The organism is Paraburkholderia sp. WS6, assembly GCF_030464835.1.
Lineage (GTDB): Bacteria > Pseudomonadota > Gammaproteobacteria > Burkholderiales > Burkholderiaceae > Paraburkholderia > Paraburkholderia madseniana.
Genome location: NZ_JALQCK010000032.1, coordinates 85,078 through 106,102, shown reverse-complemented (window position 1 = coordinate 106,102; position 21,025 = coordinate 85,078). Strand labels below are relative to the sequence as shown.

Below are 21,025 nucleotides of genomic sequence, written 5' to 3'. Positions count from 1 at the left end.
GTGATGCCATCATGAGATGAGCGCGGTGACGGGCGCGGGCGCCGTATCTACGACGTCCGCGCCTAGCCGGATCAGAACGGGTAAGCAGGAATCCGCGACCGGGTCGTGATCCACTGCCACTCGCTGAACTGATCGGCGTTGGTCAGCGTGCTGTGATTGAAGCCGTTGCCCGATGCGCCGACTCCGCCGATCGGGCCATACACCTCGTGAAGCACCGTCTGATCGTTGATGTGGATGACACCGGCGTGAAGCCGGTCCGCAATGCTTTGCGCGCGGGCGAGATTGGCCGATGCGACGGCGGCTACGAGACCGTACTCCGTGGCATTGGCGAGTTCGACCGCCTCGTCGTCGGAGCGGAACGTCGTGATCGGCGCGACGGGGCCAAAGATTTCCTCATCGAACGCTGCCATGCCACGCGTCACGCCAGTGATCACGGTCGGTTCGAAAAAGAGCCCGTTACGCGAGCCGCCGGTCAATACCTTCGCACCTTTGGCGAGTGTCTCGGCGACAATGCGCTCCACGTTGGCGGCCTGACGCTCATTGATGATTGGGCCGAGTTGCACCTTCTTGTCAAAGGGATCGCCGACGATCAGCGCCCTGGCTTTTCTCACCAGCGCTTCTGCATACGCCTCGGCGACGTTCTCATGAACGAGGTGGCGCCCGGCAGTGAGGCAAATCTGTCCCTGGTGGAAAAATGCACCCCACGCTCCGGCGCTCGCCGCCGCCTCGATATCCGCGTCGTCCAGCACGATATAGGGGTTGTTGCCGCCAAGTTCGAGTGAGACGCGCTTGAGCTGTCCGCCGGCAATCGAGCCGATCTGCCGGCCCACGCGGGTCGACCCCGTGAAGCTGATCATATCGACGAGCGGTTCCTTGACGAGTGCCGCCCCCGTGTCGGCGCCGCCCGGCAGAACATGGAAGAGTCCGGCAGGCAGGCCGGCTTCTTCGAACAGGCGCGCGAAACTCACACCGCCCGCCACCGGTGTTTGCGAATCGGGCTTCAGTATCACCGAGTTGCCCATCGCCAGCACCGGGCCGATTGCTCGCGAGCCCAGAATGAACGGCGAGTTCCAGGGCGTGATGATGCCAACGACGCCGACGGGGATGCGCCTTGCAATGCTCTGGCGGCCGGCCTCAGCGGTGGACGTGAGCACACCCACGGGTTGACTGCCGAGCGCCGCGGCTTCCAGCACTTCGCGGGCGGACATGTGGACTTCCCACAATGCTTTCGCTCTGATCGAGCCTGTTTCCCTGACGATCTGATCGGCGAGTTCATCGGCATGCACGAGTACCAGTCGGGCAAACTCCCTAAGCACATCGCCCCGCAGCGGGCCCGGTGTTTTCGCCCAGTCCTTTTGTGCCTCGCGGGCGAGCGCGGCCGCTACCGACACATCCTGCGGCGAAGCGATACCGATTTCACCGAGCTTCGCGCCCGTTGCTTTCTCGATCACGCTCTCTGCGCCGAGACCGGGGTTCTTCCATCCATTGCTGTAGATTTTCGCGCGCCAGACTTCTGTCGGCGTGAGCAATGCGTGGGTCGTCATGTTCTATTCTCCGGGATACTGCAACTGTTGGAATCCGCGCTGATCTACGCGGACAATCTCGCGGCGATGCGCTCGGCCACCATGATGGTCGTGACGTTCGTCGGAGCCGACGGGATGTCGGGAATAATCGATGCATCGACGACCCGCAGCGCGTCGACACCGCGTACCTTGCCCCACGCGTCGACTACGGCAGTGGGATCGGAATCGGCACCCATCGGCACGGTCGACGTAGGGTGCAGATACGCGGCGACATTCGACACGATGTTCGCCCTGAGTGCTTTGCCATCATCCACGGTATTGCCCGGCGCCATCTCGTGATCGATTACGTCGAGGAACGGTGCGCTTCCTCCAATCTGGCGGGACAACTGCACGGCTTCCACCAGCCGGTCGAGGTCATTCTGGTCATCGAAGAAGTTGTAGCGAATGTCGGGTGCCGCGCGTGGATCGCGGCTCGAGAGTCGCAATTGACCGATCGATTTCGGCAGTGTCACCGCGCAGGCGAGGACAATCGCGCCCCCGGTGGGGCTGAGCTTTGGGTCGATCAGATGCGTGCCCGAAATGTGCAGATCGAGATCGCCGGGACCAGCGCTCTGCGAGCGCGTCCACACGAGCGCACCGGAGGCGGGCTTCATCGCGTTTGCTTCGCGCTTAAGTGCGTAGACGTTGTAGAAAAACGGATGGTCCTGCAGCCGATTTCCCACCGGCAGGTCGGCGACGGTCGCAATGCCGAATTCGGCGAGATGCGCAGCAGGCCCAATGCCCGAGCGCATGAGAATCGCAGGGCTACCGAAAGCCCCCGACGCGAGAATGACTTCACCCGCAGACAGAACGTGGCCGTCGACCAGCTTGACGCCCACGGCACGCTTGCCTTCGAACACCACGCGATCCACTTCGGCGCCGCCCTGGATCGTCAGATTCGGGCGTGCACGCACGGCAGCCGTGAGATAGGCCATGCCCGTATTGATGCGCACGCCATCGACGACATTGAGCGTGTAGGGGCCGGCACCGTGCTGGTCCGCACCATTGAAGTCCGATACATGTTTCAGCCCCAGCGTTTGCGCGCCGTCGACAAAGGCTCGCATCGACGGTGTGTTCTCCGCAGCAGTACGTTGCCGGATCGGAAATGGGCCGCTACGTCCGTGCCATGCGTCGTCGCCGGAGGGTGTGTTTTCCATCGACTTGTAGGCGGCCAGCACGTCCTCCCACGACCATCCGTCGATGCCGCGTTTGGCCCAGCGAGCGAAATCCGCCTGTCGAGCGCGTATGGCGACAGCGGCATTGACCGCCGAGCTGCCACCGATCACGCGGCCTCGGGGCACGGGTATGTCGTGACCCAGACTGGCGGCGTCGTCGGTGTGGTAGTGCCAGTCATAGGCCGGCGAGCCCGCGACGATATTGGCGTCTTTCAGTACCTGAGGGTAGTCGTTCGGTGCGAAGTTCGGTCCTGCTTCCAGCAGCAGAACGCGGCGCCGCGAGTCCGCGCTGAGGCGCGCCGCGAGAACGGCGCCGGCCGAGCCTCCACCAACGATCAGGATGTCGAATTGCTTCGCGGACTTTGACGGCCGACCCGATTCGGTGCTGCCAGATTGCTTTTCCACTGCTACGGCTGACGCGGTGCCGGTAACCGTACCGACTGCGGCAATTGTCGCTGCCGCGCCTGCAATAAGGACTTCACGCCTGGACATCTTCATTGTTGTACTCCTGAACACGTTTGCAGCGCTTCAAGCGCTCGTTAAACCGATCGATCGATGCCGACCGGCTGTGTGTTCAGAATGGGCCTGCTTCAGGGAGACAACAAGATGGCTTGCCTGGACCTCAGGTCCAATGAGATGGACGATCCGATATTACGCGACGACCAGTGGGATGCGCTCGATCAGAAAGTCGAGAAAAGCGCGAACGGAAGGCAGCATGCCGTGACGAAACGGGATGACCGCGGTAATACTGGCTTCGCCGGCCAGCCAGGCGGGCAAGACCCGCTGGAGTGTGCCGGATCGCAGGTCTTCGTTGCAGACGTAAGCGGGCAGGGCAACGATGCCGAGGCCGTCCTGCGCGGCCTGCTTGAGGGTGACGATGTCATTGCCGGCCAGCCGGGGATTGAGCGGCACGACCGCTTCTCCGTTCACGGGGTGCTTGAGCTTCCAGGCCATTGGACTGTTGTGTCTCAACATGACCAGCGTCTCGTGCCCGGCGAGGTTCTCCGGCGCGAGTGGCATGCCGTGGCGCTCCAGGTAGCTGGGCGCGGCGAACAGAAACCAGGGTGCCGGTGCTAGCGTGCGCTGCACCAGGGTCGAGTCGGACAGTGGACCGCTGTGCGAGCGCAGCGCGAGGTCATAACTGCCGCCCGCAATATCGACCTGCTCGTCGCTGACGTGCTGGATGACGTTGATCTTCGGATAACGGTGAATGAAATCCGGAAGTATCTGCCGCATGGCGAACAGCGAGGTCGCCACCGCGGTGGTGAAGCGGATCGTGCCACTCGGCTCGGCCAGGCGCTCGCGCACAGCGCTTTCGGCGAAGTCCGCTCGTTCCAGCATGGCGACCGCATGCCGGTAGAACACCTCGCCTGCATCGGTCATGCTGAGCCTGCGTGAGGTCCGGTTGACGAGCCGCACGCCGAGCGCTGTTTCGAGCTGCTGGAGGCGATGGCTGACCGTCGATTTCGGTACGTTGAGATTGCGGCTGGCGGCGGTGAGTCCTCCGCACTCGACGATACGAACGAAATAGCGGAAGTCATTGAGATCTAACATGGGCGCACCTTGCGAGTCCGATGTGATAGACGGCGCCACTGTATACCGTTTGGCGATCCGCTGAACTGACCTCGTTTTGTTGCATCGAGTGCTTTTGTCAAAAATTTGACGACAACGTCAAAAAAGCTATACTAACGTCAACGAATACGGAGACATTGATATGAGCAATATGCAGGCCGGTACCGTTCTCGAACGTCCTCATGCATTGACGATTGACTGGTTTCCCGATGCATTGCCGCATGCCACACAGCAGATCAGTGCGACGCTGCGCACTGAAGACGGCGCCGCCACCTGCGGGGTTTTGTATCAGGGCGCATCGACGAAGACAGTCGTTTGTCTGATGCACCCGCGCGAGAACTTCACGTTCCACTATCTGATTCCCGGATTGCTGCGAGCGGGGGCGTCGGTTTGGGCCCAGGCGGCACGTTCGGTCGGCAACGATCTTCGACTCGAGCATGAACTTGCCCTGCACGATGTCGCGGCCGGCTTGCGCTACCTGCGCGAGGCGGGCTTCGAGCGCATCGTGTTGCTCGGTAATTCGGGCGGTGCCGGGCTCTATAGCTTCTACATCCAGCAATCGGCGCTATCCGCGCAAGACCGGATCGCAAAGACGCCTGGCGGCCGTCCCACCCATCTGGCGAGTGCCACCTTGCCGACGGTGGACGGCATGATCTATCTGGCACCGCATCCGGGGCAGGGGCGTTTATTGATGGGGTGCATCGATCCGTCGGTCATTGACGAAGACGATGCGTTATCGATCGACGATACGTTGAACCCGTTTAACCCTGAGAACGGCTATTCCCGCGAACCAGGGGCAACACGCTATAGCGCTGAGTTCGTCTCCCGCTATCGCGACGCACAACGGGAGCGCGTGGCGCGCCTTGACCGGATGGCCCGTCAACTGATCGCCGTGCGCCAGGACGCGCGGCAAGCCGTGAAGGACAAGGTGGCGTCGCATCGGCAGAAGCTCGTGGCCAACCACACGCCAGTCATGACCGTGTGGCGGACGGACGCCGATTTGCACTGTCTTGACTCATCGCTCGATCCCTCCGATCGCAAGCCCGGTTCGCTGTGGTCGCCGAATCCGGTGATCTCGAACTATGGTTCGGTGGGCTTTGGACGCTTGTGTTCTCCGGAGTCCTGGCTCTCGACATGGTCCGGTCTCTCGTCGAATGCAGCGTTGGAAACAACCGCGCCTTCAGTCACCGTGCCCTCGTTGCTGGTCGAATACACCGGCGATCAGACTACTTTTCCATTAGCCATTGCCGACATTTTTGCCGGTATCGGTTCAACCGATAAGACCCACGTTCGCGTGCGTGGCGATCATCACGGCAGACCGCTGGAGGCCGCGGACGAACCGGGCCGGGCAATCGCCGCGCGCGCGGTCGGCGAATGGCTGCATCAACGCTCTTTCTTATAACTCGGGAGTTGACGAATGAATCAATCAGTACCGCTCAGGCTGTCGGGGGTCGATCACACGGCGCGCCCGACGTGGAAGCTGCGCGAAACCATCGAGTTCTATCGCGACACGCTGGGTCTGCCGCTTGTCCACACGATCTCCGCGCGAGGCTGGGGCCCGGAGAGCCACCCGGACTTTCTTCATTTTTTCTTCGATAGCGGCAACGGCAGCACGATCGCCTTTTTTTATTACTTGGGCGAACCGCCGCCGCAACAACGCCCTTTGATGCCGCCCACGCCCGACGACCATGTATTCGATGCGACTCACACTGCGTGGCTGACCGATAGCGCGGAACAGTTGCTCGCATGGAAAGAGATGCTCGAGGCGAAAGGTGTGGAAGTCTCATCGACCACTCAGCACGAAGTGATCGAATCGATCTACTTTCGCGATCCCAACGGCTACTTCATCGAGATCACCGTCAAGCTGCGCGCATTGCAATCGCTAGACGCCAGGGATGCGGCGCTAACACTTGAGGCGGCGATCACGGCCGAGCAGATCGCCAGTGACCATGCGGGACAAGTCCGGGAGATTGATACTGTATGGCAGGAAAAGGGCAGACTGTTGAGTGGGCAATGCGGCATAAAGAGCGACGGTCCCGGCATTTTCGTGCCGGCGCTGGCGGAGTTCGCGAGCGTGGTGGATGCAGCGCGGCGCAATCCCGAGTATCGCGTGTCGCAACCGTCGCCGGGCTACTTTCTAATTGAATCGAAAGACGCACTCGAATTCAACCGCAAGGAGCTGGGTCTGAAACCGGCGATCTGGTATGGCCTCTTCACAGGTGGTTTGTGCGGGCGTATCGATACGTTTGACAAAGACCGCGTTCGCATCGTCGAACAATAAGAACGCGTCGACTGGAGAAGACAGACATGGTAGGCATCCATTATCCGCTCGAAGGTGTCGCGTATTGCGAGCCATCGGTCGCTCAGCATTATTTTCAGGTCGGTGCTTGGGTCGACAAAACGTTCGGCGAGGCGCTCGCAGCGACGGCACGACGCCTTCCCGACACGCTGGCCTTGATCAGCGACGAGCGCAGCATCACGTTTCGCGCGTTGGATGAGCAAAGCGACCGCCTGGCCGCGGCATTGCTCAGACTCGGACTCGAACCCGGAGCACGCGCAGTGTTCCAGATGGGGACGACCGTCGACACCGCCCTGGCGCTGTGTGCATGCTACAAGAGCGGCATTGTTCCGGTCTGCGCGCTGCCGCAGTACCGCGAGGTTGAAATCGGCAAGCTGGCGAGCCTGTCGTTGCCGCAAGCGTATTTCGTGCAGGCCGACGTGGGGCAGTTCGATCAGGTCGGCTTTGCGCAGAAGATGTGCGCCGAGCACCCATCGGTCAGACACATTGTCGTCGCACGCGGCGACGCGCCAACGGGGACGCATTCGTTGTCCGCCTTGCTGGAGTCGATCTCGCTGGATGAGGCAAAGGCCGTCCTGAACGGTGTGCACATCGGCTCGGAAGACGTCCTGAGCTTCCAACTGTCTGGCGGTACGACAGGGGTGCCCAAGATCATCCCGCGTTTTCACGCGGAATACCTCGCGCATGCTGAAGCGTGGTCCAGGCACGTGGAGGCGGGTGAACACGCCACACTGATCTGGTCACTGCCTTTGCTTCACAACGCGGCGCATCTGTATGCGCTGGTGCCCACGATATCCCTTGGGCAAACCACCGTACTCATGCCGAAAGTCGATATCGTACGGATGGCGGAATTGATCCAGCAGCATCGCGTGACGCATGCTGTTTCAATCGGACCGGTTGCTCCGCAGATCATGGCGTGTGCCGAAGTGCTCGATTACGATCTGTCGTCGCTCAAGCTGTTCTTTTGTCTGACCCGGGCCGACGCGCTAGAAGCGTTTCTCGGCGTGACCAGTTCGAATATGTATGGCACGACCGAAGGATTGCTGATCGGCTCGGGCCCGGCAGTCAACGCATTCGTTCGTCATCACACGCATGGACGCTCGGGTTGCGAACATGATGAGCTCGTTCTGCTCAATGCCGACAGCGAATCGCCCGTCGCGTCCGGCGAAATAGGTGAGTTGTGTTTTCGCGGTCCTTCCAGCCTGAGGGGCTACTACAACGCACCGGAGGCCAACGCCACAGCCTTTACGTCGAGCGGTTTCTTCCGAACCGGGGACATGATGCGCGCGCATGTCATCGACGGCGTGACCTACTTCTCGTTCGAAGGGCGCCTGCGCGACAACATCAATCGCGGTGGCGAGAAGATCGGCGCGGAAGAAGTCGAGGCGTTTCTAAGCCGTCATCCCGCTGTTCTGGACGCGAAACTGGTGGCCATGCCGGATCCGTTTTACGGAGAAAAGGGCTGCGCGTTTCTGATTCTTCGTGAAGGACATGCCGCGCCCAATATCCCGCAGATGATCGAATTCCTCTCCTCGCAGGGGCTCGCGAAGTTCAAGTGTCCGGAGCGGATTGAAATCGTGGACGCGTTTCCGGTGACACGGGTTGGCAAAGTCGACAAACCGGCGATGCGCCGGATCATCGCCGAAGCTATCGAGGCCGAAACCGCCGCGAACGTTTCAACTTCCAGAACCGGAGACTGAGGATGGACATCAATATCGTAGGAGGAGGGCCGGGCGGGCTGTTTTTCTCGTATCTGGTCAAACGACGCTTTCCGGAATGGACGGTCCGGGTTTACGAACAGAATGACACCGGCGCAACTTACGGCTGGGGTGTGGTGTTCTCGGATGTCGCGCTGTCGTTTCTCGAGAAATCGGATCCCGAGTTCTTCCGCCGGTTTACCGCCGGCCACGTGCGTTCGGAGCACATGGAAATTGTCCATCGCGGCGTGCATGTGCTGATCCATGGCAACTGCTTTTCGCGGGTCGCCCGTATTGCCTTACTGCAGTTTCTACATGCCGAATGCAGATCGGCGGGCGTCGATCTACGGTTCAACGCTCGCGTGGACGAGCTGGGCGCATTGCGTCAGGCAGATCTCGTAGTGGTGGCGGATGGCGTGAACAGCCGGACCCGCGCGCAGTATGCGGATGCCTTCAAACCGTCCTTTGTGCAGCGTCGCAACAAGTTTGCCTGGTACGGAACCAGTAAGCCGTTTCATGCCGTTTCGCTGATTTTTCGCGAAACCGAATTCGGCGTGTTCATCGCCCATAGTTACGCGTACAGCGACCGGATGAGCACGTTTCTCATCGAAACGGATCCGCAGACGTGGGCACGCGCCGGATTGGGCGAAATGAGCGATGCGGACAGCCGCGCCTTCTGCGAACAGGTTTTCGCCGAAGACCTGGACGGACACGGTCTGTTGTCGAACAAGTCCACATGGTTTGAAGCCGTGACAGTCAAAAACGAGAACTGGCACCACGAGAACATGATTCTGATTGGGGATGCGCTGCGCTCGGTGCACTTCTCGCTCGGCTCCGGTACGCGTATGGCGATGGAAGATTCGATCGCGCTGTTCGAAGGTCTGTGTGCCCACGCGACTGACATCAAGGCTGCATTCGCGCATTTCGAGGCGTCGCGCCGCTCCGCTTCGGATCGCTTCCAACTGGCTGCGGCAAAGAGCCTTGATTGGTATGAAAACGTCGGCAACAAGCTGCATCTCGATCCGATCGGCTTCACCTACGACTATATGCGCCGTACCGGACGTGTCACGCATGAAGATCTACGCGAGCGCGACCCCGAATTCATTCGCCAATACGAACGATTTTACGGTGAAGCGGTGAACTGAAGTTTCGACCGATACGGTTCATTTTTTTGCCCAGCATTTGTCAAACTCGTCAAATAAAAGATGTGAAAGTCAATTGAATGACAGAAGGGTGGTGCGGTGGCGGGTGCGTCCATTTACGGGCATCCGCACCGACGATAGAAATCAGGTTAGGAGACAACCATGGCATCAACTGGGGAAGAAACCACTTTTTCATTGTTTGATGGCAGACCCGTTACCGCCACGCAGTGGCGCGTGCTCGGCTTATGCGCGTTATGCATGGTGATCGACGGCTTCGATGTCCAGGCGATGGCCTACGCCGCTCCGGCCTTGATAAAAGCCTGGGGCGCCAGCCGCTCCGTGTTGGGCCCGGTGTTCGCGGCCGGATTGCTGGGCATGTTCGCCGGATCGCTGGTGCTCGCGGGGTGGGCTGACAAGATCGGCCGCCGTCCGATGCTGATTGCGGCGACTGCCTGGATCGCGCTTTGCATGGTGCTGACACCTTTCGCACACTCGATCGGTGCACTGATCGGCATTCGGTTTGCCGCCGGTATCGGAATGGGCGCGATCGTTCCGAATGCCATGGCTCTCGCAGGCGAATACAGCCCGGCACGCATCCGCGTGAGCTTGATGATGGCGGTGTCGTCGGGTTACATCGTCGGCGGGGTGGTTGGCGGCGGGATTGCCGCCCTCGTGATTGCGCCGTTCGGCTGGGGCGGTGTTTTTTACGCCGGCGCATTGCTCACTGCGCTGCTTTCCCTCTCAATGTTCGCGGCGCTTCCCGAGTCGCTGCAATTTTGCCTGCTACGGCACCCACAAACACCACGTACCTTGCTACTGCTACACCAGGTGGCGCCAGGTGCCGCCATGCCCACGGTGCCGCCCGCGAACAAAGCACTCGGCGGCAACACGCTGACGATGTTGCTGGGCGAAGGCCGGCGAATCGTCACGCCTCTGCTCTGGGCCGCGAACTTCGCCAACATGCTGTGCGCGTACTTCCTCGCCGCATGGATCCCCGTGTTGATGAGCGGCACAGGCTATTCGTCCAGTAAAGCGGTGCTGGCGGGCACGGCACTTTGGCTCGGCGGACTGGTGGGCAATTTTGCGCTCGGCATGTTGATAGATCGCCGTGGCTTTGCTGCGGTGTTGTTTGTCAATTTCGCCCTCGGTGGCATTGCCATTGTCGGCATCAGCTACTTCCATACGGTGCCGCTGGCGTCTATCTCCTGCATCGCATTCGCCGGATTCTGCATTCTCGGCGGTCAATCCGGCCTGAATGCACTGGCGGTCACGATCTATCCGACAAGGACGCGTGCTACCGGTGCGGGCTGGGCGCTCGGTTTTGGCAGACTCGGCGCTGTGCTTGGGCCGCTGGCTGGCGGGCAGTTGATGGCGCTCGCATGGAGCGTCGATCAGACCTTGCTCGTGTCAGCCGTGCCGACCGTGTTGGCGGCGGTGGCTGTCGGCAGTCTTGGCCGACTGCATGAGCGCCGCGTGAAGCGCATCCCGGCTTCCGGGTGAAAAGTGCCGGTCCGGCACAACACGTCCAATCCGCAGGACAAAGAGGCATAGCCGACGACAGTACGGAACGCCAAATCCGGGCGTTACAATCACGCAAACACAACACTACGGTAGGGCGGCATTCTGGCCGTCGACCGCTATCAGGAGTGGTTTCGTGGCAAAGGTGAATGCTGACGGACAAAAAGAACAGATACTGAACGCCGCGGCCGCGCTCTTCATCGAGAAGGGTTTCGGCGGTGCGTCGATGCAGGAAATCGCCGAGGCGCTCGGCGTGACACGTACTGCCGTCTATTACTACTTCAAGAACAAGGACGAGATACTCACCGCGCTGGTCGAGGAGGTCACGTTACGAGCGAGGCGGCTGTCGAGCCAGGCAGTTGCCGAGACGGACGCGGATCCGAAAGAGCGTCTGCGCCTGCTGGTTCATCAGCATACGATGCTGATTCTGAGCCACTACAACGAATTTCGCGTGATCCAACGCACCGAGCAGCAGTTGCCCGAGCGCGCCTATCGTGCGAACGAAGATGCGAAGCGCGCGGTGCTGAACAACTTTACTGCGGCCATCGAAGCAGGAGTGAGCGCCGGGGTGTTCCGGGTTGTCGACGCCAAGGTCACGGCGTTCACGCTCATCGGCATGTGCAGTTGGCCCGCGTTCTGGTACAAGCCGGAGGGCGCGAGCAGCGCGATCGAGATCGCCGACACGATCGCGGAGCTCGCAGTGCAATCGGTCGTACGGCCGGCCAAACGGCAATTGAAAGGCAGCAGCGCCGTAAGCGAGGCGTTGGCGCTGCTGCGCGAGGATCTGGATCATCTGTCGCTGATGATCGACAAAACGCCGAAGGCCGGTTAGTTATTCACCTGCCTACGGTTTGACGCTCTCGCTGCCCGCAACCGGTGTCCAGTTGGCGAGCGGTGTGAGGAAATGAAGGTCGAAACGGCGTTCGACGAACGCCCAGCGGCCGTCGCGACGTTCAAAGCGGTCGTGGTAGAGGCCGCTGATTTGCACCGGGCCCAATTCGACGTGGGTGCACAGGCAATCGACGGCAGCCCGGCCGGTCGCCGTATCGCCGTCGATATCGATCAACGGGTTGGCCATCCAGTGATGCATGTGGGGCATTTTCTGCCAGTTCAGCCGGGCTGAGTCGAGAATCGCTTCGACGCCTTCAAAGTTGCCGAAGGCGTCGCCGAGCGACAGAAGCGCGCCCTCATGCCATATGCCACGCAACAGATCTTCGTCATGGTTGTCGAAGGCCTGAGCGTATTCTGCGATCAGCCGTTCAAGAGCAAAGCGGCTTTCTAACGCATCGAGCCGTGAGTCCAGCGTTTGTACGTTCATGAGATCTTTCCTGTGATGGGCGATTTAGAAGTCGGTGGAGCGGGACAGTTGGCGCCAGCGCTCCACCTCGACGGCAACGTCTTTGAGCTTGTCGTCTACAACTTTGAGCGCATCGGCGCCGGCGACGAAGCGCAGCGGCGGGTCCGTTTCGTTAGCGATCTGGACTAACGCACGGCCAAGTTTGTCGGGGTCGCCGACCTGGTTGTGATTGCGGGCTTCGAACACCGCATTGGCCTTGGCCCGGAAATCGGCGTAATCGCTCAAGGCGTGCGTGCCGCGTTTTAACGAACGGTCGTCGAGAAAGTCGGTGCGGAAGGCGCCTGGCTCGACGATGGTGAGCTTTAAACGAAAGTCCGCGATTTCCTGCGCGAGAGCCTCGGAGAATCCTTCGATGGCGAACTTGGTGGCCGAATACATCGAGGCACCACGGACCCCCTTGAAACCGCCGTTAGAAGACATGTTGATCACGAACCCTGCACGTTGCCGGCGCATCACCGGCAATACCGCCCGGGTGACGTTGAAGGTGCCGAATACGTTGGTGGCGAACTGCCGTTCGATCGCCTCGGGCTCGATTTCCTCGAATGGTCCGAATTGACCATAGCCCGCGTTGTTGACCAGCACATCGATGCTGCCAAAACGGGCGAGGGTGGCTTCCACGGCGGCCTCGGCCTGCGCTGCGTCGCGAATGTCCAGCTGCGCTGTCAGAACGTGCGTTGCGTTCGCTGCATAGACCTGCTGCAGTCGTTCAAGGTCGAGATCGGTGGCAACCACTTCGTCACCCGCAGTCAACGCTGCCCGCGCAATGCCGGCGCCGATGCCACCGGCGCTGCCGGTGATGAACCAGACTTTGCTCATAGCGGCATGTCCTCTTCAATCCAGGCCAGTGCCGACGTATGGCGCGGCGTCCAGCCGAGCTCCTTGCGGGCACGCTTTGCGCGGACACGGCTATTTGAGCCGAAGGTGTAGTGCGCATGGACTTTGCCCCAACGCTCGGTAGCTTGCTCCACGGTCCATGATTGAACCGGCGCAAGCTTCAGACGCCGCGCGATCGCATCGCCAATTTCACCGAACGACGCCTCGCCGTTCTCGATGAAATAAAACGCGCCGGCCGGCGCTTTCTCCAGCGCGAGCAAATAGAGTTCGGCGACGTCTTCAATATGGACGTTCGACCAGCGATTCACGCCTTGTCCGACAATGTGCACCACGCCGCCTTTGCGCGCGTCGTCAACCAGGAACGGGATCTGCACGCTGCGCGGATTGAGTCCTGTGCCGCTGCCGTAGATGTTGCTCGGGCAGATCACCACGGCGCGCACACCTTCCGCGGAGGCGGCGAGCACCCGCAGTTCAATGTCGCGACGTGGTTGCTTGACCGGCTCTACGACCATCGGTGTGTCTTCGTCGTAGATAGCTTCGGAAACGCGATTGCCCAGTGCGTCATCGCCGATCACACTCGAACCGCTGGTGTGCAGCAATGGCTTGCCGGAGCCCCGCAGTCCTTCGATAAGGGCTTCGATCGCTGGCCGATGGTCGCTGTCAGCAGCATGAATCACACCTTCCGATTGCTGGGCCTCCCGCGTCAGCAGACTGCTGTCTTCGAGGCTGCCAATCACGGGTTCGATACCTAGTGCCTTCAACGATTCGGCTTTGCTTGCGTCGCGTATCAATCCGCGAACGCTGTGACCTGCGGCGAGCAAGCGACGGGCGACAGTGCCGCCGACGAAACCGCTGGCGCCAGTAATAAAAATGTTCACGATCTGTTCCTTTGGATAACGTAGTTAACTGCTCAAGCCGGCAGCAAGGTGGTCTGGTGCGCGACAAGCCGCCATGTTTCCTGCTCGCGGCGCCACACCACCATGAAGAGCGAATGGAGACTCCGTTCTGTTCCACGCACGGTTGCTTCCATTTTCAGAGCACCATTCGCGACGAACGATTTGTCGCCAAGGGGCACGACTGTCTCGATGCGGCTATTGGCGCTTCGGTAGATCACCACTCCCGCCCGGACGGCGTCGAGGTAAGCCGTCTTGTCGTCCTTCAGGCCACTCGAATGCACGAAATGCAGCTCGTCGGAGAGAAGATCGGTCAGCGCGTTAGCATCGGCATTCAGTAGTAACTGCCATCGTGTGTCTTCGAGCTTGCGTGCGAGATCGAAAAGGTCGGGTCCGGTTGTCATCATGCGTTCCTGTTCAGGCAGCGGTGTGCTACCACTGCATATTCAATTCGACGGAAATAGAGGTCGTGACCTCTACGAGGCAAAGCGTTCGCGTCCTGCCTGCCATGCAAAAGTAACGGCTTTTCAGGCGTGAATTAAGTAGGGTAGAGTTCCCGATAGAGCGGACAATGTGTCCGCGCAATGGATGCTGCGAGACTATGGATAGCGTTGCGCTTAATGTGTTTGTTCAGGCCGCCGAGACACGCAGCTTTGTCGCTGCCGGCCGCATTCTGGGTGTTTCCGCTTCTGGCATTGGCAAGAGCGTGACGCGTCTCGAGCAGAGCCTCGGCGTCAGGTTGTTTCATCGAAGCACACGCAGCGTCACGTTGACGGCCGAGGGCGAGATGTTTGTCGAACGCGCGCGGCGCATTCTGGCGGAGTTCGACGCGGCGCAGGCCGAGTTGTCCGAGGCATCGGCGGTCCCCAAAGGGCGACTGCGCATCGGCTTGCCCATGATCAGTGAGCCATTTCTGCCTGTGCTTGCCGATTTTCAGCGGCGTTATCCTGCGATCGAACTTGATCTCGATTTCGACAACCGGAAGGTCGATGTGATCGAAGAGGGTTACGACGCTGTCGTGCGCAGCGGCGACGTTGAGGATTCCCGTTTGACCTCACGGCGATTGGGCTCTTTCCGGATGCTGCTCGTTGGCGCGCCGAATTATTTCGAGCGCTGCGGGAAGCCGGTGCATCCGAGGGAACTCGCCGAACACACCTGCATTCAGTTCCGCATGCCGAACACGGGCAAACTGCAGGTCTGGCAACTCCGGCACGATGCCGACGAAGCCGAAGCGCAACTCGCCACGACGGTGACGTGCAACACCAATGAGGCGCGCCTGTGCTTCGCGCTGGAAGGTCTCGGCATTGCCTACATGTCGGACTTCACGGTGCGCGACGCTCTCAATGACGGCAGGCTGGTGACAGTTCTGGACGAGTACACGACCGACCACAACACCTTTCAACTGTTGTGGCCGTCCGGCAGGCATATCACGCCAAAGCTGCGAGCGTTCATCGATTTCATCAGCGAGCACGTGCCGCTCGGGAGGGCGCGTTAATCGCGGATGAACAGTGCATGTCGTAGCGAAGGCTTTCCCGGGATAGATCGCCCAGCGATCTACCAGACCGAATCTCCACGGATCACCGCATCGGCGCCGCCGTCGATGAAAATAGTCTGGCCGGTCATATGGCCGTTCTTTTCGCTGGCGAGCCAGGCAAGGAACTCGGCAGCCGCCACGGGCTCGTACGGACCGCCGAGTGGCATTGGGGTGCCGGCGCTAACAGCGCGCTTTTTATCGGGGTCTTCGAAAAGTCGCGCCAGCAATTCGGTCTTGACGAGTCCTGGTGCGAGCGCATTCAGTGGTATCCCCGAGGCGGCCCAGTCCGCACTGATCGCACTGCGCCGGATCCATCGTGATAGCGCTCGCTTGGTGGTCGCGTAGACGTAACTCGCGTCTCGTGCCCGCTCCAATGCCTGTTCTTCCGTGCCGTTCAGCAGCATGTTCAGGAGCTGCTCATCATGAGGGTGGACGGAGGTAATCGAGGAAACGGCCACGGCGCGAGGCGCCGACGACTTCAGCAGCAGCGGCCGGAGTCCTTGCAGCGTCGCCACGGCGCCGTAATAGTTGATTGCTGCGGTGGCGGGGCCGGCAATATCGACACCCGCCACGGCGAGAACTGCGTCGATCGAACCACCGCTTTGTTTTGTCACCTGCTCGACGAGAGCAGTGCGTCCTTCAGGTGTACCGAGGTCCGCAACGACTTCGGCATTGCGAATATCCGCGCCGATCACACGATGGCCCTGCGACTCGAGTAGCTGCCTGGTGGCGAGGCCAATGCCGGATCCTGCACCTGTAATGACGTAAGTTCTGAGCGTACTGGACATATTGAGTTCTCCATTCATGACGGGCTACGAGGGCGTACCAGCGCATGCACAAGCCCGTGGTCGGGGTCGGTTTGCATGTCGCAAAGGTAGCGGCTCTGCCTCGAAAGATGAAGGAGGGTGGGGTTCCTGACAGTGCGGACAAGTTGTCCGAACCGATGTCGCGTGCTTGTGAAACACGCGCACGGCTGCGGACTACGCCCCGACGCTCGCTTGCAACCACCGAAGAAGCGGCTTCAATTTCTCGCGGTATTCATTGCGCGGCGGATGCACCAGGTAATATCCAGCCCCGGTCTCCACCACGCGCTTGAACGGCGTCACCAGTGAGCCGCTGGTGAGATTCTCTCCGACCAGGTTCAGATCCCCCAGCGCCACACCCAACCCGCGTGCCGCGGCGCTGAATGCGAGGTCCAGCGTGTCGAACACCTGCTCCCGATACGTATGCGCGGCAAGGTTGCCTTCCTGCTGCAGCCACAGGATCCAGCCTCGCCTACCGAAGCTGGAATGCAGCAACGTGTGGAGTTTCAGATCTTCGGGTTCCACGAGCGGCGGCGTGCCGCTGGCGATCTGTGGCGAGCAGACCGGCGTCAATCTCTCGCGCATCAGACAGGTGGCTTCCAATCCTTCCCAATTGCCGGTTCCGAACAGGATCGCGGCGTCGAGCGTGCCTTCGCCGAAGTTGGTTGGCAGGAACCATGCGGTGTCGATATTCAACTGCGTACCTGGAACTTCAGCATAGAAGTCGGTCAGGCGCGGCAGCAGCCAGCGCGCCGCCAGCGTGGGCGTGACGCGCAGGGTAATGGTCTGGCCGCCGGAGTTCGTGATGTGCATCGAGCGGCGCGCGGTTGCCAGCAACTCTTCGACGATCGGCACCAGCCGTTGACACTCCGCAGTCTGCACGACCATGCGGGTGTGCCTCACGAACAGCGCGCAACCGAAATACTCCTCGATCTGTTGAATATGCCGGCTCACCGCGCTTTGGCTGAGAAACAGCTGCTGCGACGCAGCCGTGAAGTTGCCGCAGCGGGCGACCACCAGCAGGGTTTGCAGCACGTTGAAGGGAGGATAGCGTTCGATCTTCATTTATGCACAACTCGCATGGTAACCATGAGATTTTACCGTTTGTGGCCGGAAAATTGGCGTTCTTAAATCCCTTCAACGAATCCGGATTTCCACCCCCGAAGTAGCCTCGCAGTGAGTGCCGCGACGCCGGCGCTGAGCAACGGGTTTGCCTTTCGTAGCGGGCAGAAACGCCGGATCGACGCCGCGTCGAACAATGCGTTCAAGGGAGTTTTCGTTTGGTCCGATCTACCGTTACGTTGCCCCTGCAACAGGGCATGCCCGCGTCGCAAAGCCATGCACACCGTGCAAGTGCGTCTGGGGAGCCGGGCAACGTTTCTCAAATGGAATATGTCGAGCGCCAGCCTATCCAGACCGCACCGCGCTGGCCGGAAGGACACCGTTCCTGCGTCGCGCTCGCGTTCGATCTCGATGGCCCGACCGGCGATGCGATGCTCAACGGTTCGATCTGGACCAACCCTTCGTATTTCACCCTGGGCAGTTACGGCCCGTGGCGCGCGCTTGGCCGTCTGCTCGATATGCTCAACGAACGGCGCGTGCCGGCGACTTTCTTCGTGCCGGCCTGGGTGGTCGAAAACTGGCCGGATCAATGTGCGGCGATTATCGCGGGTGGCCATGAGATCGCTTACCACGGCTACCGGCACGAGGCCTTCTGGACCCTGGATCGTGACGGCCAACGCGCAGTGATGGAACGCTCCGCGGAAGTCTTCGCCAAGTATCTCGGCATGCAGCCGGTTGGTTTTCGCACGCCGTCGGGCGACTGGGGGCCGGACACGATTCGCGTGCTGATGGAAGCCGGCGTGCGCTATTCGAGTTCGATGCGGGGCGACGATCGTCCTTATCTGCTGCACGCCGAGGGCATCGCCGAGCCCATGGTCGAAATTCCGGGCCGCTGGGAGCTCGACGACTATGCGTCGCTGGCCTATCACCGCAACCCGGATTTTCCGGCGAGTCTCGATCGCATTGCGAGCTATGACGCGACGCTCGACAACTGGCGTCGTGAATTCGACGGCTCGCATCGCGACGGGCTTTGCCTGACCACGCTGTTTCATCCGAAGGTGTCCGGCAAACCTGGCCGTATTGCGCTGCTAGAAAGACTGATCGATCACATGCACGCACAAGGCGACGTATGGTTCGCCACGTGCCGCGACGTCGCGCAATGGTGGCTCGATAACAATACGTCGGAACACGCGCAGGAGTTCAGCGCATGAATGCACTTCACTGGCCACACAACGCGCGCTGCGCAGTGGTCGTCACGGTCGACTTCAACGACGAACACGGCATCCTGACTCAGGAGCCGCGTATCGCCGGCCGCGAGAAATCGCTTTCGGTGTGGCGCTATGGTGCTAAACGAGGCGTGGATCGCGTGCTCGACGCGTTTGATGAGTTCGATATCCGTTCGAGCTGGTTCTTGCCCGGACGCGTTGCCCAAACTCACACAGATTTACTACGCCGTATCGATGCGCAGCAACACGAAATCGGCACGAGCGGATATCGCTGCGAGAACTTCGACACACTCACGTTCGATGAGCAACGACAAGCCTTCCTTGCCGGTCAGCAGGCACTCGTCGACACGCTCGGTCGGCGCGTGCAGGGTTTTCGTTCCTTCTACGGCAATTGGGCGCCGGGCTTCGCGGACTTTCTTCGCAGCAAAGGGGTCACGTGGTCGTCTTCATGGCGCGGCGACGATCTGCCGTATTTTCATCTGCCGGACGCGAATGCAAACGCAGGGAAGGTGATGGCTGCCGACACGCCGCCGCTGATCGAACTGCCGCTTCACTATGAACTCGAAGACGAGCCGTACTTCGTCTACAACCTGTCGCCTGCAGTACCGGTCGGACAGCCACGGATTCCCTCGTATCGGGAAGTGCTGGCGAACTGGAAGCAGGATTTCGCGGCGTTCCGCCGCTTCGGTTTGTGCTTTGTGTTGAGGCTGCATCCGGAGCTCATCGGGACGGCGGGACGTATCGACGTGTTGCGCGAGTTGCTAGCGGAGATGCGTTCGCACGACGACGTGTGGTTCGCAACGGGCGCGGAAGTGGCGGCCTGGTGGCGCCAGAACGTCGACGCTAACGAACCCGGTCATCCGGTCGAGGTTTTTGCAAGGCATCGGGAGGCTGCACGATGAGCGCGCGTGATCTGTCGCTGTCGGAGCAACTGGCGGCGTTCGTCGCCGGCGTACCCAACGACGCGCTGCCTGCTGCCGTCGTCCATAAGGCCAAGCGGCATATCCTCGACACGCTCGGCGCGTCGCTGGCCGGTGCGGTGGCATTGGAGTCGCGCAGCGCGCGGGCGGTCATGTCCGGGGACGGGCAAGGCGTCACCCAGGTGTGGGGCACGCGGCAGTCGCTCGGCCCGCGCAGCGCAGCCTTCGTCAACGGTGTCGCGGCACATGCGCTGGAACTCGACGACTCCGGCGGCTGCGATCATTCCGGCGCCGTCGTGCTGCCCGCGGCATTCGCAGCGCTTGCCTGCTCACCGCGGCCGGTGTCGGGGCGTGAATTTCTCGCGGCAGTGGTGCTCGGCTATGACGTCGGCAGGCGCGTGCTCGAAGCGTGCGGCGGATATTCGCCGCACAACGCACGCGGCTGGCATTCGACGATGACCTGCGGCGTGTTCGGCGCGGCGGCGGCAAGCGCGCGCCTCCTCGGACTCGATGCCGTGCAAACCGGCGCCGCATTCGGCCATGCGGGCAGCTTCAGCGGCGGCCTGTGGGGTTTCATTCACGACGCGTCGCAAACGAAGCGCATGCACACCGGCCGCGCGGCAGAAGGTGGACTGCTGGCGGCATTGCTGGCGAGGGAAAACGTCACCGGCCCGACGCAGGTGTTCGCGGACGTATGGGGCGGCTTCTTCAATGCGTTCGCTCCCGACACGCAGAAGCCCGAAGCCTTGCTGCACGAACTGGGCGACACGTGGAAGATCATGCGTTGCTCGATCAAACCGCACGCCTCGTGCCGCAGCACGCATGCAGCGGTGGATGCCACGCTCGACCTGCTGCGTGACATCAAATGTGACCCGGACAGGCTATCCAGCGTGCACGTCAGATTGAGCGCGTTCGTCGAGGGCATGTGCGGCGGTCGCGATTTGCGCAATCTGGCCTCGTCGCAAATGAGTTTGCCGTATGCGGTTGCTTCGGTGCTGGTCTATGGCCACGCGGGAATTGCCGCTTATCTCGAGGCTGCGCGAACCGATCCGCGCATGATTGCGATGATGGAGCGCATCACGCTCGAAGTCGATCCAGCGATGTCCGATCTGGACGAGCCCGTCGTCACGCTCACGATCGCCGATGAGATGCCGCGCTCGCAGCAGGTGCTCACGCCGCTCGGCGATCCGCGCAATCCGTTGTTGGATGCGGACTTGCTGTCGAAGTACCACGCCCTGGCCGCCATGGCGCTCGACGACACGTCGGCGAATGCGCTTGCCGATGCGGTACTCGATCTGGACAATCTCGCCGACGCGCGCACGCTTCTATCGTGGCTTGGCGGCGACGCCGATGCTAAACCCGCGCTGCGGTAGCGCGACAGGCCGTGACGGAAACTCAATGGTTTCGATGACAAGCGTTCAATTCTTTAAA

Annotated in this window: 19 protein-coding genes; 10 read left to right on the top strand and 9 right to left on the bottom strand. The window is 61.0% G+C overall.

The genetic code is table 11. From position 1 onward, the window contains the following. Positions 1 to 71: 71 nt before the first annotated feature. From M0D64_RS30855 to M0D64_RS30845, 3 genes are all read right to left on the bottom strand, one after another. Positions 72 to 1,544, bottom strand: coding sequence for a benzaldehyde dehydrogenase (locus M0D64_RS30855; protein WP_266260560.1), 1,473 nt, complete (start codon positions 1,542 to 1,544; stop codon positions 72 to 74). Between the two features lie 44 nt (positions 1,545 to 1,588). After that, positions 1,589 to 3,235, bottom strand: a complete 1,647-nt coding sequence (locus M0D64_RS30850; protein ID WP_266260559.1) for a GMC family oxidoreductase — start codon at positions 3,233 to 3,235, stop codon at positions 1,589 to 1,591. Between the two features lie 153 nt (positions 3,236 to 3,388). Beyond that, positions 3,389 to 4,330: a LysR substrate-binding domain-containing protein gene (locus M0D64_RS30845; RefSeq protein WP_308102521.1), complete on the bottom strand. Its 942-nt coding sequence runs from the start codon at positions 4,328 to 4,330 to the stop codon at positions 3,389 to 3,391. 121 nt (positions 4,331 to 4,451) lie between these two features. On the opposite strand from M0D64_RS30845, the gene M0D64_RS30840 reads away from it, so the two are divergent. The 6 genes from M0D64_RS30840 (at position 4,452) to M0D64_RS30815 (ending at position 11,797) form a co-directional block, all read left to right on the top strand. Further along, the gene (locus tag M0D64_RS30840; RefSeq protein ID WP_266260558.1) at positions 4,452 to 5,711 is read left to right on the top strand and encodes an alpha/beta hydrolase; all 1,260 of its coding nucleotides are present in this window, start codon (positions 4,452 to 4,454) and stop codon (positions 5,709 to 5,711) included. Between the two features lie 15 nt (positions 5,712 to 5,726). Next, a complete protein-coding gene (locus tag M0D64_RS30835) occupies positions 5,727 to 6,590 on the top strand; it encodes a VOC family protein (RefSeq protein ID WP_266260557.1) in 864 nt (287 codons plus the stop codon). A 26-nt stretch (positions 6,591 to 6,616) separates the two neighbouring features. Further along, positions 6,617 to 8,308, top strand: a complete 1,692-nt coding sequence (locus M0D64_RS30830; protein WP_266260556.1) for an AMP-binding protein — start codon at positions 6,617 to 6,619, stop codon at positions 8,306 to 8,308. A 2-nt stretch (positions 8,309 to 8,310) separates the two neighbouring features. After that, entirely contained in the window at positions 8,311 to 9,450 is a 1,140-nt protein-coding gene (locus M0D64_RS30825) for an FAD-dependent monooxygenase (protein ID WP_266260555.1), read from the top strand. A gap of 159 nt (positions 9,451 to 9,609) precedes the next feature. After that, entirely contained in the window at positions 9,610 to 10,947 is a 1,338-nt protein-coding gene (locus M0D64_RS30820) for an MFS transporter (RefSeq protein ID WP_266260554.1), read from the top strand. A gap of 154 nt (positions 10,948 to 11,101) precedes the next feature. Beyond that, complete coding sequence (locus tag M0D64_RS30815) at positions 11,102 to 11,797, top strand: TetR/AcrR family transcriptional regulator (protein ID WP_233464878.1); 696 nt, start codon at positions 11,102 to 11,104, stop codon at positions 11,795 to 11,797. A gap of 12 nt (positions 11,798 to 11,809) precedes the next feature. Here the strand turns inward: M0D64_RS30815 and M0D64_RS30810 are convergent, their stop codons facing one another. Genes M0D64_RS30810 through M0D64_RS30795 form a run of 4 tightly spaced genes read right to left on the bottom strand, consistent with a single transcriptional unit; the run spans position 11,810 to position 14,456 of the window. Then, on the bottom strand, positions 11,810 to 12,283 hold the full coding sequence (locus M0D64_RS30810; RefSeq protein WP_266260553.1) for a nuclear transport factor 2 family protein: 474 nt from the start codon (positions 12,281 to 12,283) through the stop codon (positions 11,810 to 11,812). A 24-nt stretch (positions 12,284 to 12,307) separates the two neighbouring features. After that, positions 12,308 to 13,138, bottom strand: a complete 831-nt coding sequence (locus M0D64_RS30805) for an SDR family NAD(P)-dependent oxidoreductase (protein ID WP_266260552.1) — start codon at positions 13,136 to 13,138, stop codon at positions 12,308 to 12,310. Then, positions 13,135 to 14,034 (bottom strand): NAD-dependent epimerase/dehydratase family protein, encoded by a 900-nt coding sequence (locus M0D64_RS30800; RefSeq protein WP_266260551.1) that lies wholly within the window; start codon positions 14,032 to 14,034, stop codon positions 13,135 to 13,137. Before M0D64_RS30800 ends, M0D64_RS30805 begins: the two co-directional genes overlap by 4 nt. A gap of 32 nt (positions 14,035 to 14,066) precedes the next feature. Continuing rightward, positions 14,067 to 14,456 carry a nuclear transport factor 2 family protein gene (locus tag M0D64_RS30795; protein ID WP_266260550.1) on the bottom strand — a complete coding sequence of 130 codons (390 nt, stop codon included), beginning with the start codon at positions 14,454 to 14,456 and terminating at the stop codon, positions 14,067 to 14,069. A gap of 194 nt (positions 14,457 to 14,650) precedes the next feature. On the opposite strand from M0D64_RS30795, the gene M0D64_RS30790 reads away from it, so the two are divergent. Then, positions 14,651 to 15,544 carry a LysR family transcriptional regulator gene (locus tag M0D64_RS30790; protein WP_266260549.1) on the top strand — a complete coding sequence of 298 codons (894 nt, stop codon included), beginning with the start codon at positions 14,651 to 14,653 and terminating at the stop codon, positions 15,542 to 15,544. A 59-nt stretch (positions 15,545 to 15,603) separates the two neighbouring features. Here M0D64_RS30790 and M0D64_RS30785 read toward each other — a convergent pair whose 3' ends face one another. Both M0D64_RS30785 and M0D64_RS30780 read right to left on the bottom strand, forming a co-directional pair. Further along, a complete protein-coding gene (locus M0D64_RS30785) occupies positions 15,604 to 16,371 on the bottom strand; it encodes an SDR family oxidoreductase (protein ID WP_171927323.1) in 768 nt (255 codons plus the stop codon). Positions 16,372 to 16,563: 192 nt separating this feature from the next. Next, positions 16,564 to 17,451, bottom strand: a complete 888-nt coding sequence (locus tag M0D64_RS30780) for a LysR substrate-binding domain-containing protein (protein WP_266260548.1) — start codon at positions 17,449 to 17,451, stop codon at positions 16,564 to 16,566. A gap of 320 nt (positions 17,452 to 17,771) precedes the next feature. Between M0D64_RS30780 and M0D64_RS30775 the strand changes: the two genes are divergently transcribed. The 3 genes from M0D64_RS30775 to M0D64_RS30765 are packed head-to-tail and all read left to right on the top strand — an operon-like array spanning position 17,772 to position 20,967. Continuing rightward, the gene (locus M0D64_RS30775) at positions 17,772 to 18,659 is read left to right on the top strand and encodes a polysaccharide deacetylase (RefSeq protein ID WP_266260547.1); all 888 of its coding nucleotides are present in this window, start codon (positions 17,772 to 17,774) and stop codon (positions 18,657 to 18,659) included. Continuing rightward, positions 18,656 to 19,576 (top strand): polysaccharide deacetylase, encoded by a 921-nt coding sequence (locus tag M0D64_RS30770; protein WP_266260546.1) that lies wholly within the window; start codon positions 18,656 to 18,658, stop codon positions 19,574 to 19,576. Before M0D64_RS30775 ends, M0D64_RS30770 begins: the two co-directional genes overlap by 4 nt. Then, positions 19,573 to 20,967 (top strand): MmgE/PrpD family protein, encoded by a 1,395-nt coding sequence (locus tag M0D64_RS30765; protein ID WP_266260545.1) that lies wholly within the window; start codon positions 19,573 to 19,575, stop codon positions 20,965 to 20,967. The genes M0D64_RS30770 and M0D64_RS30765 overlap by 4 nt, the downstream gene beginning before the upstream one ends. The last annotated feature ends 58 nt before the right edge of the window (positions 20,968 to 21,025 follow it).

Excerpts from the sequence above, each read along its gene's own strand:
- M0D64_RS30855 (WP_266260560.1), bottom strand. The coding sequence starts at position 1,544 with ATGACGACCCACGCATTGCTCACGCCGACAGAAGTCTGGCGCGCGAAA.
- M0D64_RS30850 (WP_266260559.1), bottom strand. The coding sequence starts at position 3,235 with ATGAAGATGTCCAGGCGTGAAGTCCTTATTGCAGGCGCGGCAGCGACA.
- M0D64_RS30840 (WP_266260558.1), top strand. The coding sequence starts at position 4,452 with ATGAGCAATATGCAGGCCGGTACCGTTCTCGAACGTCCTCATGCATTG.
- M0D64_RS30835 (WP_266260557.1), top strand. The coding sequence starts at position 5,727 with ATGAATCAATCAGTACCGCTCAGGCTGTCGGGGGTCGATCACACGGCG.
- M0D64_RS30830 (WP_266260556.1), top strand. The coding sequence starts at position 6,617 with ATGGTAGGCATCCATTATCCGCTCGAAGGTGTCGCGTATTGCGAGCCA.
- M0D64_RS30825 (WP_266260555.1), top strand. The coding sequence starts at position 8,311 with ATGGACATCAATATCGTAGGAGGAGGGCCGGGCGGGCTGTTTTTCTCG.
- M0D64_RS30820 (WP_266260554.1), top strand. The coding sequence starts at position 9,610 with ATGGCATCAACTGGGGAAGAAACCACTTTTTCATTGTTTGATGGCAGA.
- M0D64_RS30810 (WP_266260553.1), bottom strand. The coding sequence starts at position 12,283 with ATGAACGTACAAACGCTGGACTCACGGCTCGATGCGTTAGAAAGCCGC.
- M0D64_RS30805 (WP_266260552.1), bottom strand. The coding sequence starts at position 13,138 with ATGAGCAAAGTCTGGTTCATCACCGGCAGCGCCGGTGGCATCGGCGCC.
- M0D64_RS30795 (WP_266260550.1), bottom strand. The coding sequence starts at position 14,456 with ATGATGACAACCGGACCCGACCTTTTCGATCTCGCACGCAAGCTCGAA.
- M0D64_RS30790 (WP_266260549.1), top strand. The coding sequence starts at position 14,651 with ATGGATAGCGTTGCGCTTAATGTGTTTGTTCAGGCCGCCGAGACACGC.
- M0D64_RS30785 (WP_171927323.1), bottom strand. The coding sequence starts at position 16,371 with ATGTCCAGTACGCTCAGAACTTACGTCATTACAGGTGCAGGATCCGGC.
- M0D64_RS30780 (WP_266260548.1), bottom strand. The coding sequence starts at position 17,451 with ATGAAGATCGAACGCTATCCTCCCTTCAACGTGCTGCAAACCCTGCTG.
- M0D64_RS30775 (WP_266260547.1), top strand. The coding sequence starts at position 17,772 with ATGGAATATGTCGAGCGCCAGCCTATCCAGACCGCACCGCGCTGGCCG.
- M0D64_RS30770 (WP_266260546.1), top strand. The coding sequence starts at position 18,656 with ATGAATGCACTTCACTGGCCACACAACGCGCGCTGCGCAGTGGTCGTC.
- M0D64_RS30765 (WP_266260545.1), top strand. The coding sequence starts at position 19,573 with ATGAGCGCGCGTGATCTGTCGCTGTCGGAGCAACTGGCGGCGTTCGTC.